This is a genomic window from Pseudofrankia saprophytica, assembly GCF_000235425.2.
Taxonomy (GTDB): Bacteria; Actinomycetota; Actinomycetes; order Frankiales; family Frankiaceae; genus Pseudofrankia; species Pseudofrankia saprophytica.
Genome location: NZ_KI912266.1, coordinates 2,198,292 through 2,217,415 on the forward strand (window position 1 = coordinate 2,198,292; position 19,124 = coordinate 2,217,415).

General features: G+C 72.8%; 10 protein-coding genes. 7 read left to right on the forward strand and 3 right to left on the reverse strand.

The annotated features are described in order from the left end of the window. The first annotated feature begins 100 nt into the window (after positions 1–100). Together FRCN3DRAFT_RS0209195 and FRCN3DRAFT_RS0209200 are read left to right on the forward strand one after the other, a co-directional pair. Complete coding sequence (locus tag FRCN3DRAFT_RS0209195) at positions 101–1,810, forward strand: GGDEF domain-containing protein (RefSeq protein ID WP_007514946.1); 1,710 nt, start codon at positions 101–103, stop codon at positions 1,808–1,810. Between the two features lie 706 nt (positions 1,811–2,516). After that, positions 2,517–3,587 (forward strand): glycosyltransferase family protein, encoded by a 1,071-nt coding sequence (locus FRCN3DRAFT_RS0209200; protein WP_007514948.1) that lies wholly within the window; start codon positions 2,517–2,519, stop codon positions 3,585–3,587. A gap of 73 nt (positions 3,588–3,660) precedes the next feature. On the opposite strand, the gene FRCN3DRAFT_RS0209205 is transcribed toward FRCN3DRAFT_RS0209200, so the two are convergent. Next, positions 3,661–4,461, reverse strand: coding sequence for a TetR/AcrR family transcriptional regulator (locus FRCN3DRAFT_RS0209205; RefSeq protein WP_106410163.1), 801 nt, complete (start codon positions 4,459–4,461; stop codon positions 3,661–3,663). Between the two features lie 153 nt (positions 4,462–4,614). On the opposite strand from FRCN3DRAFT_RS0209205, the gene FRCN3DRAFT_RS0209210 reads away from it, so the two are divergent. Next, complete coding sequence (locus FRCN3DRAFT_RS0209210; RefSeq protein WP_007514950.1) at positions 4,615–6,957, forward strand: MMPL family transporter; 2,343 nt, start codon at positions 4,615–4,617, stop codon at positions 6,955–6,957. A 100-nt stretch (positions 6,958–7,057) separates the two neighbouring features. On the opposite strand, the gene FRCN3DRAFT_RS0209215 is transcribed toward FRCN3DRAFT_RS0209210, so the two are convergent. Next, on the reverse strand, positions 7,058–7,549 hold the full coding sequence (locus FRCN3DRAFT_RS0209215; RefSeq protein ID WP_007514951.1) for an ATP-binding protein: 492 nt from the start codon (positions 7,547–7,549) through the stop codon (positions 7,058–7,060). 496 nt (positions 7,550–8,045) lie between these two features. Next, positions 8,046–10,364, reverse strand: a complete 2,319-nt coding sequence (locus tag FRCN3DRAFT_RS0209220; protein ID WP_007514952.1) for a SpoIIE family protein phosphatase — start codon at positions 10,362–10,364, stop codon at positions 8,046–8,048. A 114-nt stretch (positions 10,365–10,478) separates the two neighbouring features. Here FRCN3DRAFT_RS0209220 and FRCN3DRAFT_RS0209225 point away from each other — a divergent pair, with 114 nt between their 5' ends. The 4 genes from FRCN3DRAFT_RS0209225 to FRCN3DRAFT_RS43540 all read left to right on the forward strand — a co-directional run bounded on the left by FRCN3DRAFT_RS0209225 (position 10,479) and on the right by FRCN3DRAFT_RS43540 (position 19,100). Beyond that, positions 10,479–14,714 (forward strand): HAMP domain-containing protein, encoded by a 4,236-nt coding sequence (locus tag FRCN3DRAFT_RS0209225; RefSeq protein ID WP_007514953.1) that lies wholly within the window; start codon positions 10,479–10,481, stop codon positions 14,712–14,714. 236 nt (positions 14,715–14,950) lie between these two features. Then, positions 14,951–15,592 (forward strand): response regulator, encoded by a 642-nt coding sequence (locus FRCN3DRAFT_RS0209230; protein WP_007514954.1) that lies wholly within the window; start codon positions 14,951–14,953, stop codon positions 15,590–15,592. A 353-nt stretch (positions 15,593–15,945) separates the two neighbouring features. After that, positions 15,946–17,790, forward strand: a complete 1,845-nt coding sequence (locus FRCN3DRAFT_RS49340) for a serine/threonine protein kinase (protein WP_007514955.1) — start codon at positions 15,946–15,948, stop codon at positions 17,788–17,790. Further along, on the forward strand, positions 17,787–19,100 hold the full coding sequence (locus tag FRCN3DRAFT_RS43540) for a WD40 repeat domain-containing protein (protein ID WP_007514956.1): 1,314 nt from the start codon (positions 17,787–17,789) through the stop codon (positions 19,098–19,100). Before FRCN3DRAFT_RS49340 ends, FRCN3DRAFT_RS43540 begins: the two co-directional genes overlap by 4 nt. The last annotated feature ends 24 nt before the right edge of the window (positions 19,101–19,124 follow it).

Genomic DNA, 19,124 nt, shown 5'->3' on the forward strand with positions numbered 1-19,124 from the left:
GCCGCGAGACGGCGTCGCGACGACGTCGGCGGCCGTGTCCCCACGTGCGGCGGCCGCCCTGGCGCGCCGCGTCATGGCGCCCTCTGGCGAAAGGCTGCGCATGGCATCGATCGATGATCTTTGTCGAGCCGGCTCGCCGTCGCCGGCTCGGCTACCCGCGCGGGAACACGGCGCGTCCGGCGACCCGCCCGATGGCACGGCGGGCCTGGCCGGGTGGGCGGCCGCGGGCCGCGCCGCGGTGAGCCTCGTCCGCCTGCCCGTCGCGGCCGTCGAGCGGGTGACCATGCCGCCCCTGCTGTGGGCGGGCAGGCTCTGGCTGGGCTATGTGGCCTTCGGCGCCGTCGCGATCTCCAGCTGCTACATCGGCGGGTACGGCGCGGGCTCCACCACCACCAGCGGCTGGGTGGTCGCGCGGTTCACCGTCTACTGCGCCACCAGCGTTTCGGCCGCCGGCGCGGTGTTCGTCGGGCTCCTGCGGTTCCGCCCCACGCCCCGGTCGCCCTGGCTGCTCATCGGGATCTCCCAGCTGGTCTATGCCGGCGCGGGCATCGCCTTCTGCGTCGATCGTTACCTGTTCGCCTCGACGGCGTTCGTCGCGATCAGCGATGGGCTCTACTTCGCCCACTACCCGTTGCTGGTCGCCGGCCTGCTGCCGATCGTCCGTCGACGGACGCCAGGCGGCGACCTGCCGGGCCTGCTCGACGGGCTGCTGGCCGCCACCTGCGCGGCCACAGTGGCGTACCTGCACCTGGTCAGGCCGCGCCTGGACGGCGAGCTGTCCACCGCGGTCGCCGTCATGTGGGTCGCCTACCCGATCGCGGACCTCATCGTGTTCGTGATCGGTGTCCGGCTCGTTCTGGGCACCGGTAGCCGGCCGCCGGCGTTCAGCCTGCTCACCGCCAGCCTGTTCGTGATCCTCGCCGCGGATGCCGGCTACTCCCTGCGGCAGCTCAGCGATGGGTACTCATTGGGCGGCGGGCTGGAGGGCGCCTGGCTTGCCGGGAACATCGCCCTGGGGGCCGCCGCGCTGCACCCCACGATGGCCGGCATCGCCGAGCCCGCGCACCGACCCGCCGGGCTTGGCCGCGCCCGGCTGTTGGTGCTCTATCTCGCCGGCCTCATCGCCCCGCTCACCCTGGTCCTGCAGGGCGGGCGCGCTGACTCCCACACCGAGCTGGTCATCGCGTTGGCGATGGCCGTGTCGACCGCTCTGATCATGATCCGGATGCGGTGCGCCGAGGCCCAGCAGCGCCGGCTCGCCAACACCGACGTGCTGACCGGCCTGTGTACCCGGCGCTTCCTGGAGACCCGGCTGGCGCTGGCGACGGCGCGAGCGGCACCGCGCGGCTGGGCGCTCGCCCTCCTCCTCGTCGACATCGACCATTTCAAGTCGATCAACGACCGGTACGGCCACCCCGCCGGGGACCGCGCGCTGGCCGAGGTGGCGCTTCGGCTGCGTACCGCGGCCCAGTCCCGGGACGTGGTGGCTCGCTACGGTGGCGAGGAGTTCGCGCTGCTCGCGACCGGAGTCGGCCAGGACGACCTGCGCGCCCTCGGCGAGCTGCTGCGCGCGACGGTCGCGGCCACCCCCGTCCTCATCGCGGACGGAGTCCACCTCACCGTGACGGTGTCGGTCGGCGCCGCCGCGGTCGTGGCGGCACCCGCGAGCCCGGCGGAGCTGGTCGACCGCGCGGACCGAGCCCTCTACGCCGCGAAGGCCGCCGGCCGCGACTGCGTGGTCGTCGCCGACCGCGTCGAGTACGGCCACCTCGGCACCCATGGCCGGCTCAGGGTGTTCGGTTCGTACTGAGGTGAGGTCCGCCCGGCGGAGAGGTCGCGGCGGACGTCGGGCCTGGGATGGCTCGTCCGGGTAGTGCCGGGTATCCGGAAGACGTCAGGTGACGGCGGGGTGTCGGCTGCGCGTCCCGCGCATCGAACCGGCTGACCGCGGGTAATCCGTGTTGGACACTGAAAACTCCGGTACGCCCTGCCCGTCGCCATGAGGCCAACGGGCGTCAAAGTGACGATGTCGCCACCGACCACGACCGTCACCGGGGGTCGGGTGTGAGGGAGCTAACGCCCCGCGCCGTGCCCGGGTGGGAGGAATGGTCGGAAGCGGATACTGCGGATACTTTGACCAGGAGGACCTTTCGATATCGCCCGCCCCGCGCGGGCCACCACCCAGTCATCCGCGCCGCGGCGAGGACGGCTGTGGCGGACCGCGTTGTCAGCAGGGCTGGCGAGTCGCTGTTCGATACCCGTACCGCCACCGGCGGCCGGGACGGATAGAGAGGAAGTGTTCCGGCCGACGGGCGGAGCCGGGCCGGGCGGATGCCCGGGTGAGCTCCCTCGCTGTCGCGACGCACGAGCCGGAGCGGGGTGGTGCGGGTTCGGCGCGACTCGCACGCGGTGGCCGCACCCCGTTCCGACGACGTTCCAGGCGACGGGCGTGACAAAACCCATGGCCGGGTGGAGGGGATGTCCACACCACACTAGGTCACCCGAGAGGGGCGTCCGTGCAAACGCTCGATCCCACCACCCTCGACCTCGACGCGATCGAGGAAGACAGGCTCGCGCGAGGAATCACGCTGAGCCTGCTGATTCCGGCCAGGGGGCCGGAATCCGCGAAAACCCTGGGCAACATGATCGCGCAGATCCGGGATCGATGGATGCGGGACCGGCATGCCGTCGACGAGATCGGCGTGATCGTCGACCCGACCTCCGACGGTGACGAGCACGGCCTGGTAGACATCGCCGAGGACGCCGGCGCCAGCTGGGCGGTGCGCGGCGAGAGCGTGCTCGCGGCGCACGCGGGCGCGGAGGCGCCGTCGCTGGGCGGCAAGGCCGGAGCCATGCGCAGCCTCGCCTATCTCGCCTTCGGCAACCGGCTGATCTTCCACGACTCCGATCTGGAGAACTACGATCCCAACACGGTCGGCCGGCTCGCGGCGGCGGTCACCGCCGACGAGGGCCTGATGTTCGTCAACGGCAGCTCGCCCCGGCTCACCGGGAGCGGCCAGCCAGGCGGGCGCACCACCGAGATGCTGCGCTCGCTCTACTCGAAGCAGCTCTCCGGCCACGTCCCGGCCGTCACCACGACCTACCAGCCCCTGATCGGCGAGTTCGTGCTCGACGCGGACGTCTTCGCCGCGCTGGCGTTCTCCCGGGGCTACGGCGTGGAGACGTCGGTGAAGGTCCTGGCCCTGGATCTGCTGGCGCCGGAGGAATGCGCCCAGGTGGAGCTGCCGATCAAGTACCAGGTCGGCCAGCACTACCTCGACCTGGTCAAGCAGTTCCACGAGATCAGTTTCACCGTCGACGTACTGGAGGCGTACTTCCAACGCCGCCGGGTCGACCCGCGCGTGACGGTCTGCGAGATCGCGGACGACTACGACCTGCTGTTCCCGGGCCGGCAGTACGCGCTGCACCGGCCGTCGGGCTACGACCAGGCCGACTTCATGCCGCGCCTCGGTTTCTACCCGCCGCTGGCGAGCACGCCCGCCTACCAGGCGCGGCTGCCCGAGATCATGACCGCGCGGCGCGCGGCGCTCGACGCGCTCGGCCGCAAGATGCGCACCTCGGCCTAGAGGGCCAAAGGGCGTGCGAAAATGATCTTCTTTCGCACGCCCGGAGGCCGTTGTCCCGGATCACCAATAGGGGTTACCGAGCCGGATAGGCGGCGGGCTGGCTGGTGGGGGTCGAACTGCCCACCAGCCAGCCCGCCGGGGAAGGCGCGGCGGTCGTTGCCATGCTGACCGGGTGTCGGTAGCCGATGCGGATGATGACGTCCAGCATCTGCTGGTCGAACAGGTCGTCGAAGTGGCCGAGCGCCGGTGGCAGGTGGCCGAAGAGCTCCAGCGACAGGAACCCATGCAGCTGGGTCCAGACGATCAGGCAACCGGCGAGGCCCGCGGGAGAGATCGGGGCGCTCTCCTCCACCCCCCAGTCGATCAGCCGTGACCGCAGCTCCGGCTCGAGCTGCTCGTCGAGGTGGGAGGGGTCGACGGCGCCGCTGGCCATCTGTTCGCTCATGCACCGGAACAGCACCGCGGTGCCGCGGTGCATCTCGTCGCCGCAGCGCCCGGACTTGTCCAGCTCCAGGGTGCTCGGCCCGAACAGCAGCGCGTACTCCGGCTTGTTCGCATGTGCCCAGTCGCGGTACGCCCTCGCCAGCAGCAGCCAGCGCCTGGCCTGGTCCGGCTCGCCGACGCCGGCCTCGAAGGCCGCCTCGAGCGTGTCCGCGAGCGAGCCGAACGCGTCCGCGCACAGCTCGCCGATCAGCACGTCGTGGCTGTCGAAGTATCGATACAGCGCCGACGGTGTCATTCCCATCGCCCTGGCCACGCCGCGCAGCGAGACCGCCGCTACCCCGCCCTGCGCGACCTGGTCGCGAGCGGCCTGCTTGATCTCCGCGATCGTCGCCGCGCGCAGCCGCTCGCGCCGCGGTGCCAGTGGGTTCATCGGGGCCATCTTTCCAGCTTCCAGCCGAGATCGGCCACCGCGACGGACCGAGGGCGGTCGCGCGGCAAGCGTTCTTGCCGGCATTTGCTCTTGACAGCATTCGCGCTAGAGAACACTGTTCTCTCTTGAGACTATAGCTCGCAGGAGGCAACGGTGTTCTCGCGTCTCGCCGGGGCAGTCACTGGACGGCCCCGCATCGTCCTGGTCGCCACGTTGGTCTTCGTGCTCGGGGCGGGCGTGCTCGGCGTCGGTGCCTTCGGCAAGCTGCTGACCGGCGGCTTCGACGACCCGAAGTCCGACTCGTCCCGCGCCGCCGACATCGTCGACACCCAGTTCGGCGGTGCTCCCAACCTCGTCCTGCTGGTCACCGCGCGGTCGGGCACCGTCGACGACCCGGCCGTCGCCGCCGCCGGCCGGTCGCTGACCGCACAGCTCGGCAAGGAGCCGGGTGTACGCGGCGCCGCCTCCTACTGGACGGGCGCCGGCCCGGCGCTGCGCTCGGACGACTCGCGCGCGGCGCTGGTCGTCGCCTCGGTGGACGACGACCACTCGGATGACGTCGTCGAGAAGTACGAGGACGCCGTCGACCCGTCCGGCCCGGTCACCGTGCGACCGGGCGGCGCAGCGGGCGTCAACAGGGACATCGGCGTCACCGTGAGCGCCGACCTCGCCACCGCCGAGTCGTTCGCGATCCCGATCACGCTCGTCCTGCTGGTCCTCGCGTTCGCCGGCGTCGTCGCCGCACTGCTCCCGCTGGGCGTCGGTCTGATCGGGATCCTCGGCGGGTTCGCCGCGCTGTCCGTGATCGCCGAGGCGACCGACGTCTCGATCTTCGCGGTCAACCTGGCGACGTCGTTGGGGCTCGGCCTCGGCATCGACTACGCGCTGCTCACGGTGAGCCGTTTCCGCGAGGAGCTGGCCACCGGTAAGGACAGCCGCGCCGCCGCGGTCGCGACCGTCCAGACCGCCGGGCGCACCATCCTCTTCAGCGGTGCCACCGTGATCGTCGCGCTCGCCGTGATGCTGGTCTTCCCGCCGTTCTTCCTGAAGTCGATGGCGTACGCGGGAATCGCCGTCACCCTGGTCACGATGCTCACCGCCGTGGTGGCACTGCCGGCCGTCCTGCTGCTGCTCGGGGAGCGGGTCAACGCGCTGCGGGTGGGCGGCCTGATCAGCCTGTTCCGGCGTCGCCGCGCCGCCCGGCAGAGCATGGCTTCCACGCCCACGGCCGCCGCGGCCGCCGGCCCGCCGCGGGAGGCCACCGAGTCGCCGTTCTGGCGGGCCGTCGCGACCCAGGTGATGCGCCGGCCGCTGCTGACCGGGCTGCCGGTGGTCGCGTTGCTCCTGCTGCTCGCCGCGCCGCTGCTGCACGTCAGCTTCGGCACACCGGACGACCGGGTGCTCAGCGGTGACAGGTCGAGCCGGTCGGTCGGCGACGTGCTGCGGGACGACTTCGGCTCCAACATCAGCGGCGCGCTCGACGTCGTCGTCAACGGCCCGACCACGACCGACACGCTCGCCGGCTATGCCACCTCGCTGTCCAGGCTGCCGGGCGTCGGCCGGGTCGACAGCGCGGCCGGGGAGTTCCGCGACGGCGCGCTGACGACGCCGGCCGGCCCCGCCTCGGCCCGTTTCGCCTCGGCCGACGGCACCTTCCTGCAGGTGGTCCCGTCGATCGACCCGATGTCCGGCGCCGGTCAGGACCTGGTCCGCGCGGCCCGCGCGCTGCCGGTGCCGGCGAACACCGAGGTCCTCGTCGGCGGGCAGCCGGCCTACCTCGTCGACGGCAAGCACGTGATCAGCGCGAAGCTCCCGCTCGCCATCGGCCTGATCGCGCTCGCGACGTTCGTGCTGCTGTTCCTGTTCACCGGGAGCGTGATCCTCCCGCTGAAGGCCATCGTGCTCAACGGGCTGGTGCTCGGCGCGGTCCTCGGCGTCTCGGTCTGGATCTTCCAGGACGGGCACCTCGCCGGGCTGTTCGGCTTCACGCCCGGCCCGTTGGACACGTCGATGCCGGTGCTGCTGTTCTGCATCGCGTTCGGCCTGTCGATGGACTACGAGGTCTTCCTGCTCTCCCGCATCAAGGAGCAGCACGACGCGGGCGTGCCCAACACCGAGGCCGTCGCCACCGGCCTCGCCCGCACCGGTCGGATCGTCACGACCGCCGCGGTGCTGCTCGCCGTCACCTTCGCCGCGTTCGCGACCGGCTCGGTGCGGTTCATGCAGATGTTCGGCCTGGGTACGGCGCTGGCGATCCTGCTCGACGCGAGCCTGGTGCGCGGCGTCCTCGTACCTGCCTTCATGCGGGTCGCGGGCGACCTCAACTGGTGGGCGCCGGCGCCGCTTCGCTGGCTGCACGCCCGTATCGGCCTCAGCGAGGGCACCCCGGCGCCCGCTCCGGCCGAGGCGGGCGTCCCGACCATGGCCGAGATCCCGCGTCCGGGCGGCGAGCCGGAGGGCCGGGCCTCGTCGGCCGCCTCCGCCTCCAGGTCCTGATCTCCAGGTCCCTGATCTCTCGGCCCGGCTCCGCGCCGGCCACCAGCCCGACCGGTGGCCGGCGCGGTGTCCTTCGTGGCCTTGGCCGCCGGCGGCCGGCTCAGGTCGCCGGCGTCGGGCGGGGGGTGGCGGCCGGGGCGGGAGCGGGGGCGGACGCGTGGCCGTCGGGGGTGTGGGCGCGGGTGACGGCCAGGTCGAACCAGAGGTACTTGCCGGAGTCGGCGGTGACCGCGCCCCAGCTACCGGCGAGGGCGTCGAGAACGAGCAGGCCACGGCCGCCCTCGGAGTCGTCGTCGACTGTGCGGCGTTCGGGCAGCGCGGTGGAGGTGTCGGAGACCGAGGCGTGGATCAGGCCGGGGCGCAGCTCCACCAGCAGCCAGACGGGCGGCTGGCCGTATTTCACCGCATTGGTCACCAGCTCGCTGACCAGGAGCTCGGCGACCGAGGCGGCGTCCTCGTCGAGGCCGGCGCCGCGCAGCGACTCGCGTAGCACCTGGCGGGCCCGCGGTACCGCCGAAGGCAGGTAGGGCAGCTCGGCGAGGATGTGGGTCGCCGGTGGGGTGCGCGACGTCGCCCGGCGCACGACGTTCACCGGCGCCACCTCCCCATCCGGTTCCGCGAGCGGAATCGAAGGGGACCCCTGCATCGCGCTCATCGACCACCAAATCGGAACGAGGACATCCAACACGGTCTACCCAGCCGGAGCGATTCGGAAGCCTCGGTCAGGCACCGATTTTTCCGCTGTCGTCCCGTCCCGGAGCCCACGCGACCGGCTCGCCCGCGCCTCCGGCGGCCCGGGAGTGCAGGTCGCCGGCCTGTCGGCGGCGAACCCTTGGTCACGCTCCGGGTCGGTTTGCCCCGAAATGACGGTCGGTCATTACCGGGGGACTGCCGCCAGCCTCCTACCCCGCTACCCGCTGTCGCAACCACCGGGCCTTTTTGGCTACAGAGAGTCACTAGCATGTGCGGACCGCGGTCGTCAAACCGGGCGGACGGGACGGGCGGCGAGCTCGAGGTGGGCGGATCCGGTCCGCCTGCGTGTCGCTGCTGGCATGACGGGTGCCGCTGGCGTCACGTCGCTAGTGGCGTCACGCCGTCGCCAGCGTGGTGCTGGGGACCCGGATGACGACGATGGCCACGTCGTCGCGCAGGTTGCCGCCCGCGAACCGGTCGGCGGCGGCCCGTACCCGGTCGGCGATGCCCTGGGCGGACATCCCCGCGCAGCCACCGACCGCCTCCAGCAGCCGCTGCTCGCCGAGCAGTTCCCGGCCCGCCCTGGCCTCCACCACGCCGTCCGTGTAGAGCACCAACGCGTCGCCGGGGTGCAGCTCGACGTCCGTCGACGGGAACGCGACCTCGTCGTCGTCGAGCACACCGAGCAGCGTCCCGGGCACGCCCACGTAGGCGACCCCGCCGTCGCCCGCCAGCATCACCGGCTGCGGATGGCCGGCCAGGTGCAGCGTCAGCCGGACACCCTTCTCCGACGGTTCGGAGAGGCTCGCCGTCGCCATCGTGCAGAACCTCGGCTGGCCGTGCGGGTAGGCGGTCGCGGTGTCCCGCAGCGTCCTGTTCAGGTCGATGAGGATGCGTCCCACCGGGGTGGCCAGTCCGGTGAGCAGCCGCAGCACGGCCCGCGCGACGCCGGTGACGGTCGCCGCCTCGGCGCCCTTGCCGCAGACGTCACCGATCGCGATCGTCCAGCCGTCGGGCCCGGGCATCAGGTCGAAGAAGTCGCCGCCGACATCCAGCCCGGCCGAACGGGCGGCGCCGTACGCGGCGCCAAGGTCGAGCCCGGAGATCTCGGGCAGGACGGGCGGGCGCAGCCCGGCCTGCAGGCCGTCGGCGAGCTCCACCTGCCGGCTGTAGAGCTTGGCGTTGTCCACCGCGAACGCGGCGCGGCGGGCGAGGTCGGCGAGCAGGTCGGCCTCGTCGGCGGCGAACGTGGCGCCGGGGTCGCGGCCGATGGCGACCATGCCGAGCGCCCGGCGCCTGGCCCGCAGCACCGCGACGAGGACCGGCCCGTCCGGGGTGGCCACCTGCCGCACCGGCGTGGCGCCGGCGCCGCGTACCGCCGCGAGCAGCGGGCCGTCGGGGTCGCTGGCGGCCCTGGTGAGCTCGGGCTCCGCGGCCTCCTCGGCGTGCGCGACCGCCGCGAGGACCGGATTCCCGTCGTCGCGGCGCAGGTAGACGGCGCACCAGCGGCCGATCCGCGGCACCGGCAGGTGAGCCAGCATCGACAGCGTGTGCTCCAGCTCGAGGCTGCCGGCGAGCAGGTCCGAGGCCTCGGCGAGGAACGACAGCATCCCGATCCGGCGTTCCTCGGCCTGGCGCATGTCGCCGCCGCCCAGCGCGAGCGCCATCCAGCGCGCCACCAGCCGGACTCGCTCGCCGTCGACGCCGTCGACGCCGTCGACGGCGTCCGGCTGGCCGCCGTCGACCGGGTGGGCGTGGTCTGGCCAGAGCAGCACCTCGCCGAGGCTGTCCTGGGTGGGGTCGAGCGGGAACGACAGCGCCTTGGCGGGGTCGCCGGTATTGCCGAGGGCGGCGACGATCTCCGGTTCCGGGTCGTCCGGTGACGGCCGGTGGACCAGGCCGCCCGTCACCGGCTGGGTGTCGACGAGCTGCGCGAGCAGCTCGGCCACCTCGCCCTCGGCGGTCAGGGCCCGTGCGGTCGACCGGGAGATGAGCCGCGGGGGCCGCGGGTGGGGCTCCAGTGCCGGTCCGATGGTGGTGGACGGCGCCATCCCGTTCATGGCCGGCGGCGGGCCGGTGGGTATCGCCGTCGGCTGGGTCGGCCCGGCCAGCGAGCCGTCCGCCGCCCGCTGCGCGGACGTCGGAGCCGCGTTGGGCGCCGACGGCGCGGTCACGGGCGCTGATGTGATAGAAATCACATCGGCGGTTGGCTCGGAGGGGGGGGGCGCCGGCTCGGCGGGTGGGGTCGGCGACTGGGCGGGGCCGGCGAGATGGAACCACACGGTCTTGCCGCCGGCGCCGTGCTGGGTGCCCCAGCTGCTGGCCAGGGCGTCGACGAGGGCGAGACCGCGGCCGTCCTCGCGCAGCCCACCCAGGCCCGACTCGCCGAGACCGCCCTCGTGGGAGCCGGCCGGCCCGTCACCCCCGCCACGCCGCGAGGATCCGATGCGCACCGGATGCAGGTCGTGCACCCGGACCGTCAGCTCCCCCGAGGGCGTGGCCGTGACGTCGACCGTGGCCGGCGTACCCGCGTGCACCACCACGTTGGTGACAAGTTCCGTGACCAGCAGCAACGCCGAGTCGAGCGTGTCCTCGTCGATCCGCCCGCGCAGGGCGGACAGCAGAAATCTGCGAGCGGAACGTGGTGACTCCGCCGCGGGTGGCAGTGTGATGGTGTGGTGAGGTAGCCGTTCATCCAGCCCTACGGCGCTCATGTCGGTCAGTCTCTCCTGTGATGTCCCCGCCGAGGCGGATACTGGCGCCGGGTGTGACCTGCCGAGGGACGATTAGCTACCACCGGTGTGCTGCCGTAGACCCCGAGGAGACAGATGAGCCTCGATCGTGACCACGAAACGCCGGATGCGCGCCAAGATGATGGTGCCCTGCCCGGTTCGTCGGCGAGCACGAAGGCCCGCTCGGCATCGGCGGATCACGGGGGGACCACGGAGAGCGCCGGATCCGCGAGCCAGAACGGCGGCGGTCATGGGACGGCGACCGCCGTCCTGGACGGCCCGCCGGCCGACGGGGCGGGGCACGACCTCGCCCCGGGCGCCGTGGACAACCTGCTGTCGGATCTGCTCGCCGGCCTGTCCGGGCTCTGTGACGGCGACTTCGGCGTCCGCCTCGGCGCCCGGGAGGGGCTGTCCGGCGAGGTCGCCCGCCGCTTCGACGAGCTGGCCGCGACCCAGGAGCGGCACGCCCGCGAGCTGGAACGGGTGAGCAACGTCATCCGCCGCGAGGGCCGGCTGACGCAGCGGATGGACGACCTCGGCGGCCGGGACGGCTGGCGCAGCCTCACCCGGTCGGTGAACTCGCTGATCGACGACCTCGCCCGCCCGACGCACGAGGTCGGCCGGGTCATCGCGGCGGTGGCCGAGGGTGACCTCTCCCAGCACATGCCGCTGGAGATCGCCGGCCAGCCGGTGCGGGGGGAGTTCCTGCACATCGGCACCACCGTGAACACGATGGTCGACCAGCTGTCGTCCTTCGCCGACGAGGTCACCCGGGTGGCCCGCGAGGTGGGTACCGAGGGCAAGCTGGCCGGCCAGGCCCAGGTCAAGGGCGTCTCCGGCGTGTGGCGGGACCTGACCGAGTCGGTGAACTCGATGGCGGGCAACCTGACCGCTCAGGTCCGCGGGATCGCCCACGTCACCACCGCGGTGGCGAACGGCGACCTGTCACAGAAGATCACCGTCGACGCGCAGGGCGAGATCGCCGAGCTCAAGCACACCGTCAACACGATGGTCGACCAGCTCTCCGCCTTCGCCGACGAGGTCACCCGGGTCGCCAAGGAGGTCGGCACCGAGGGCAAGCTCGGCGGCCAGGCGACGGTCAAGGGCGTCTCCGGCGTCTGGCGCGACCTGACCGACTCGGTCAACGTCATGGCGGCCAACCTGACCACCCAGGTCCGCGGCATCGCCGAGATGGCGGCGGCGGTCCAGCGCGGCGACCTGACCCGCCAGATCCAGGTCGACGCCCGCGGCGAGGTGGCCGCGCTGGCGCACACGCTGAACACGATGGTCGACCAGCTGTCCTCGTTCGCCGACGAGGTGACCAGGGTCGCCTGGGAGGTGGGCACCGAGGGCAACCTGGCCGGCCAGGCGCACGTGCGTGGGGTCTCCGGGGTGTGGCGGGACCTGACCGAGTCGGTGAACTCGATGGCGGGCAACCTGACCGCCCAGGTCCGCAACATCGCCCTGGTGGCGAAGGCCGTCGCCAACGGCGACCTCTCGCAGAAGATCACCGTCACCGCTCAGGGCGAGATCGCCGACCTCAAGGAAACCCTGAACACGATGGTCGACCAGCTCTCGGCCTTCGCCGACGAGGTCACCAGGGTCGCCAAGGAGGTCGGCACCGAGGGCAACCTGGGCGAGCAGGCGCACGTGCGCGGGGTCTCCGGCGTCTGGCGGGACCTGACCGACTCGGTCAACGTCATGGCCACCAACCTGACCACCCAGGTCCGCGGCATCGCCCTGGTCACGACGGCGGTCGCCAAGGGCGACCTGTCCCAGAAGATCACGGTCAACGCGCAGGGCGAGATCGCCGAGCTCAAGGACACCGTCAACATCATGGTTGACCAGCTGTCCTCGTTCGCGGCCGAGGTGACCCGGGTGGCCCGCGAGGTCGGCGTCGAGGGCGAGCTCGGCGGCCAGGCGACGGTCGCGGGCGTCGCCGGCGTGTGGCGCGACCTGACCGACAGCGTCAACCAGCTCGCCTCGACGCTCACCATCCAGCTGCGCGCCATCGGCGACGTGTCGACGGCGGTGACCCGCGGCGACCTGACCAGGACGATCTCGGTCGAGGCCGAGGGTGAGGTCGCCGAGCTCAAGGACAACATCAACCAGATGATCACCCGGCTGCGCGAGACCACCGAGGTGAACGCGCAGCAGGACTGGCTGAAGTCGAACCTGGCCAGGATCGGCAGCAAGATGCAGGGCCAGCGCGACCTGTACGCCGTCTGCCAGATGATCATTTCCGAGATGACCCCGGCGGTGAACGCCCAGCAGGGCACCGTCTACCTGCTCGACTTCATCGAGGGCGACAAGCTGCGCTACGTCGCCGGCTACGGCTCGGTGCCGCGGCGCCGCTCGGACGGCACCTTCCTGTTCGGCGAGGGCCTGATCGGCCAGGCCGCCGTGGAGAAGACCCGGATCAGGGTGGAGAAGGTGCCGGCCGGCTACCTGACCATCCGCAGCGGCCTGGGCAGCGCGCCGCCGAGTGACCTGGTCGTCGTGCCGGTGCTGTTCGAGAACCAGGTGCTCGGCGTGATCGAGCTGGCCAGCTTCACCCCGTTCTCGGACCTGCACCTGAACCTGGTCGAGCAGCTCGTCGACACGATCGGCGTGGTGCTCAACACGATCATGGCGAACGCCAGGACCGAGGAGCTGCTGGCGCAGTCCCAGCGGCTCACCCAGGAGCTGCGTTCCCAGTCCGTCGAGCTGCAGCGCACGAACGCCGAGCTGGAGGAGAAGGCGCAGCTGCTCGAGGTGAAGAACCGCGAGATCGAGCTCGCCAGGATCGGCCTGGAGGAGAAGGCCGAGCAGCTCGCGCTGTCCTCGCAGTACAAGACCGAGTTCCTCGCGAACATGAGCCATGAGCTGCGCACCCCGCTGAACAGCCTGCTCATCCTGGCGAAGCTGCTGGCCGACAACCAGGACGACAACCTCACGTTCCAGCAGATCGAGTTCGCGAAGACGATTCACTCCTCCGGCTCCGAGCTGCTCATGCTGATCAACGACATCCTCGACCTGTCGAAGGTCGAGGCCGGGAAGATGGACGTCGAGGCGGCGGCGGTGCGCACGGACTCGCTGTGCGACGCCCTCGGGCAGGCGGTCCGGCCGTTGGCCGAGGAGAAGGGGCTCACCTTCGCGGTGACGGTCGCCACCGACGTGCCGACGGAGTTCGTCACCGACGAGCAGCGCATCCAGCAGGTGCTGCGCAACCTGCTGTCGAACGCGGTCAAGTTCACCGACGCCGGCATGGTCCGCCTCGACGTCACGGTCGCGTCCTCCGACGGGCCGTTCATCGTGCCGAGCCTGCGCTCGGCGCCGACCGTGCTGTCGTTCGCCGTGTCCGACACCGGCATCGGGATCGCCGCCGACAAGCTCCGCATGATCTTCGAGGCGTTCCAGCAGGCGGACGGGACGACGTCGCGGCGCTACGGCGGCACGGGGCTCGGCCTGTCGATCAGCAAGGAGATCGCGCGGCTGCTCGGCGGCTCGATCGCGGTGTCCAGCGTCTTCGGGCAGGGCAGCATCTTCACGCTCTACGTCCCGTCGGTGATGCCCACGGACCACGTGCCCTACGGGCTCACGCCCGGCGAGCCGGACGACGTCCTGATCATCATCGGCGACGAGGGCGCGTCGGGCGGCCGAGGGGCAGGGCCGGGCGGCCACGGCGCGTTCACCCCGCCCGGCCAGCCGGGCGCGGGCTACCTGGGTGTGGGCCACGGCGACGCCTGGGCCGCCGACGCCACGGCGCCCCGCCTCGCCCCGCCCCCGCCAGCACTGCCCGCCGCCGAGCCGGGCGAGAGCGAGCCGCCGACCGTGCGGACGCTCTCGAGCGGCGGCGCCGGTACGGGTCCCGCGACCCGGCGCGGAGAGGTGGGCACGCCGGAACCGGGCGGGACGCCGTTCCTCACCGAGACCTCACGGCCGCGCCGCGAGCTCGACCCGGACGAGACCGACCCGTTGCAGGGCACCACGGTGCTGGTCGTCGACGACGACGTGCGCAACGTCTTCGCGCTGACCAGCGCGCTGGAGATGTTCGGCATGCGGGTGCGCTACGCGGACAACGGACGCGATGCCATCAAGCTGCTACAGCAGGAGGCCACCGAGGCCGTCAGGCTCGTGCTGATGGACGTGATGCTGCCCGGCATGGACGGCAACGAGGCGACCTCGGTCATCCGGGCGATGCCGGCGTTCATCGATCTGCCTATCCTGGTACTGACCGCGAAGGCGATGCCGGGCGACCGGGAGAAGAGCATCTCGGCCGGCGCGAGCGACTACATCACCAAGCCGGTCGACCTCGACCACCTCCTCTCCGTCATGCGTTCACACCTGTGAGGCCCGCGATTCATCGCCCCGCGGTCGGAAGTTGTGCGTTGTCAGCCGGCGACCGCCAGCTACCTGGGAAGCCGGTGGGCGTGGCTCACGGGCGATTGTTCGGGGGGCGGTGGTGACCGCTTGGCGGCTATCGGCGATGGTTGGTATGTCGGCGCGCGCGTGGAGGACGATCCTGGTGTCCCGTGCCCGCGGAACCGGCGCGACCTAGGAGCATCACGACAGGAGGAGGAAGGCGGGTGACCGAGCGGACCGGCGGTCCTGTCGACACAGGAGACGGGCCGAGCGCGGAACGGCCACGGAGCAAGATTCTGTTGGTCGACGACCGGCCCGACAACCTCATGGCGCTGGAGGCGATCCTCGCCTCGCTGGACCAGGAGCTCGTTACCGCCTCATCCGGCGAGGAGGCGCTCAAGCGCCTGCTCGTCGACGACTTCGCGGTGATCCTGCTGGACGTGCAGATGCCCGGCATGGACGGCTTCGAGACCGCCCACCGGATCAAGCAGCGCGGGCGGACCAGAGACACGCCGATCATCTTTCTCACCGCCATCGACCGTGAGCCGCACCACGCTTTCCGGGGCTATGCCGTCGGCGCCGTCGACTACATCGCGAAGCCGTTCGACCCGTGGCTGCTGCGGGCCAAGGTCAGCGTCTTCGTCGAGCTGTTCGAGAAGAACGAGCGGCTCGGCGAGCTGGCCCATCAGCGTGTTCGTGACTTCGACCTGATGACCGAGGTCGCGGAGCGGTTGATCGCGCTCGATGTGCTGCTGGAAGGCGCGCGCGACGCCTCGGCGGAGGAGATCATCGCCGCGGCGGGCGCGGAGGTGCGCGGACTGGTGGCACGACTGCAGCCGTTCGCCCGGTCAACGCCCGCCGGCTGATGTCGCTTGGGCGGCCAATGGTCGTCGGCGGGCGGCTCCTCGTTGTCTCTGGTCGGGGTGGCGGCGCGCCGCGGCTGGCACGCGTGGACCAAACGCGCCCGTGGTTCCGTGCGTCCTGCCCAGCCATTCCGACTGGTCATCGGGCCGTGCGGGCGCGCGGATAGCATCCGGCCTGGACAGACGTACCGAACGGCAGACTCGATGACATCTCCCGCGCCCGGCATTTCGATGGCGGCCCGGTTGTCGGGATTGCCGGCGGGCCAGCGATATCGCTGGGGTAACCAGGCGACCGGATGTCGTTCGGCGAGACCGCGTCGTCCACTGGCTGGTCGGCGTTTCCTGGAGGTCGATGCGTGGCCGTAGCCGGTGAGCGCCCGACGCCCGCGCGCCAGAACCGTGGCGGCCGCGCGGAGCGGCCGACGCGGATCGGTCCGTACGCCGTCGAGCGGGTGCTGGTGACCAGCGGTACCGGGACGGTGTACCTGGGCCACGCGGCCGACGGCCGGCAGGCGGCCGTGAAGATCATCGCTCCTGACCTGGCTCGTGACCGCGCCTTCCTGGGGCAGCTGCGCTCGGAGGCGCTGCGCGCGCGCGACGCCGCGCCGGCCTGCCTGGCCGAGGTCCTGGACGCCGACGTGAACGGGTCGACGCCGTACGTCGCGACCGAGTTCCTCGACGCTCCGACCCTCGGCGCGGTCGTCGACGGCGGCGGCCCGCTGTCCGCGGACGCGGTCGGGCGGCTGGGCGCGGCGATGGCGACCGGGCTCGCCGAGCTGCACCACAAGGACCTGGTGCTCGGCGACCTCAACCCGCCGCGGGTCGCGCTTGCCGCCGGTGGCCCCCGGTTCATCGACTTCGGGGTGGTCAGGGCGCTCGGCCGGCTCGGAGCGGGGACCCGCCGCGGCCCGGCCGTGGCGACCTTCGGGGCGCCCGCGTTCATGGCGCCGGAGCTGGTGCTAGGCAACCCGCTGACGGCCGCCGCCGACGTGTTCGCCTGCGGCGCGCTGGTCATCTACGCGGCCACCGGCCGACCGCCGTTCGGTACCGGCTCACCGCGCGCGCTGCTGCAACGGGTCGTCTACACCGAGCCGGACCTCAGAGGGGCGCCGCCGCCGCTCGCGGCGCTGCTGGCCGATGCGATGCGCAAGAATCCGGCCCGCCGGATCAGCGCCCGCAGCCTCGCCGACCGCCTGCTCGAGTTCGCCCACCTGCCCGCGCCGGGCACGGTGGCGATCCCCGTGCGCCCCGTCCGGGCGGCGGCCGATCCGAGCTCGGCGGCCGTCGAGCTCGAGGACCTCTTCGGGGACGCCGCGCCGCGGTCCGAACGCGACGGCACGCGGCCCGCGGCTGAGCCGGCCGCGGCCCCGACGCCCCCGACGGCTCCGACGGCGGTGTCCGAGGAGACGGCCACGGTCGTCGAGGTCGCGGCGGTCGTCGAGGAGCCCGTGGTCCTCGAAGAGCCCGCCGTCGTCGAGGAGCCGGCCGTCGTCGAGGAGCCCGCTGCTCCGGACGGCGCCGGCACGGCCGCGGACACCCAGGTGGCGGCGTCCGACGGCGAGTCGTTGGACGGGGACACCCCACCTGTGCCCGACGAGAAGCCCGATCCGCCCGTGTCGGCGGTGCCCGTCACGGACGGTGGGACGACGCCTGCGGGAGCCCCCGAGCCGCCCACCGACCTGAATTCGGCGGATGCTCCCCCCGACCCCGACCCCGACCCCGACCCCGACCCCGACCCCGACCCCGACCCCGACCCCGAGCCCGAGCCCGAGCCCGAGCCCGAGCCCGAGCCCGAGCCCGAGCCCGAGCCCGAGCCCGAGCCGGAGCCGGAGCCGGAGCCCGAGCTCAAGGCCGAGCCCGAGTCGGAGCTCAAGGCCGAGTCCGAGCTCAAGTCCAAGTCGGATCTCGAGCCGGATCTCGAGCCCGAGCTGGATCGCGGGTCGGATCCTGAGGGGCGGCCCGAGCCGGTGGCCGCCGGTACCGGCCCGTCGGCGGACGCGGACCGCGAGCCAGGGCCGCCCGGCGACCTGCCCCCGGCGGCGGCGCGGGCGGCGGGGCCGGCGTCACCCCGTTACCGGCCGCCAGCCAGGAGCCCGACGACGAGCCGGCCTCGCCGCCCGCGCCGGAGATCGGGTCGGCACGGGCCAGGGGCGCCCGCCGCTGGGGCTCCGCGGCCGTCCGCCGGCTGCGGGCGCTGGTGACACCGGCGAGCACGCTGGTCACCGTCGTCCTGGCCGCCGTGCTGGTCATCGGCGTGATCGCGGTACTCGATCGGGTGCACGCGACCCGCGACGCGGCGACGTCGCGGCGGCTCGCCGCCGAGGCGAGCCAGCTCCTGCCCGCGCGCCCGGACTTCGCCGGTCAGCTCGCCGTGGCCGCCTACCGGATCTCCAGGACCGCGCAGGCCGCGCAGGTGCTCGTCGCCGCCGCGGTGCGCGAGACAGGGCAGGCGGGCGGCGCCGTGCACGACGTCGCGCTGAGCGCCGACGGCGCGACGCTCCTGCAGGCGGGCGACACCGGCGTGGGCGTCTGGGACCTGCGCGACCCGAGCGCGGTCCGCCGGGGCGCCACGTTCCTGGCGAAGACGGGCGCGGTCATGACGGTCGCCTCCGCGCCCGCGGATGCCGAGGACCGGCGGGTGGCGGCCACCGGCGGCGCCGACCGGCTGGTCAGGCTGTGGGATCTCGCCGACCCGGCCCGCCCCGTCCAGCTCGCGGTGCTGCGCGGTGCCACGGCGACGGTCAACGACGTCGTGTTCTCCGCCGATGGCCGGACGCTCGCCACGGCGGAGGCGGACGGCTCCGTGCGCCTCTGGGACGTGGCGGACCGTGCTCATCCGCGCCAGCTCGCCGCGGTCAGGATCGCGGGTCCCGCGCTGTCGGTCGCGCTCGCGCCGGACGGCCGGACGCTCGCGGTCGGGGGCGTCGGCTTCCTGCGGGTCTGGGATCTCTCCGAACGGGCCCGGCCGCGCCCCTACGCCGAGTTCTACGTCTGGACCAAGGCGAGCCAGGTCCGGTTCAGCCCGGATGGCTCCCTGCTCGCCGTCGCCACCACCCCGCTCGACCGGTCCTCCGCCGGCGCCGCGGCCTCCACCGCGTCGGACGGCGGCAACATCCAGCTCTACCAGCTGTCCGGCGGCCGGCGGCCGCGGCCGGTGGCCACGTTCGGCGCCCGCCCCGCCGGCGTCGCGGGCCTGGTCTTCAGCCAGGACGGGCGGACACTCCTGTCCGGCGGCGCCGACGGTGAGATCACGATCTGGGACATGACCTGGCCCACGCGCCCGCGGGCCGGGGGCACCCTGCGCGTGGACGGGACACCGGGTGCGCTCGCCCTCAGCTCGTCCGGCCGCGGCTGGGTGCTGGCCGCCGTGGGCGCCGGCTCGACGCGGGTGTGGGAGCTGGATCCGGCGGTCGCGGCGGAGCAGGTCTGCGCCCGGGTCGGCACTCGTCTCACCCAGGCGGAATGGCTGCGCGCCCTTCCCGGCCACTCCTACCGGGCGCCCTGCCCGTAGCTCCGCCTGCCCGTACCTCCGCGT

Excerpts from the sequence above, each read along its gene's own strand:
- FRCN3DRAFT_RS0209195 (WP_007514946.1), top strand. The coding sequence starts at position 101 with ATGGCATCGATCGATGATCTTTGTCGAGCCGGCTCGCCGTCGCCGGCT.
- FRCN3DRAFT_RS0209220 (WP_007514952.1), bottom strand. The coding sequence starts at position 10,364 with ATGAGCGCCGTAGGGCTGGATGAACGGCTACCTCACCACACCATCACA.
- FRCN3DRAFT_RS0209205 (WP_106410163.1), bottom strand. The coding sequence starts at position 4,461 with ATGAACCCACTGGCACCGCGGCGCGAGCGGCTGCGCGCGGCGACGATC.
- FRCN3DRAFT_RS0209225 (WP_007514953.1), top strand. The coding sequence starts at position 10,479 with ATGAGCCTCGATCGTGACCACGAAACGCCGGATGCGCGCCAAGATGAT.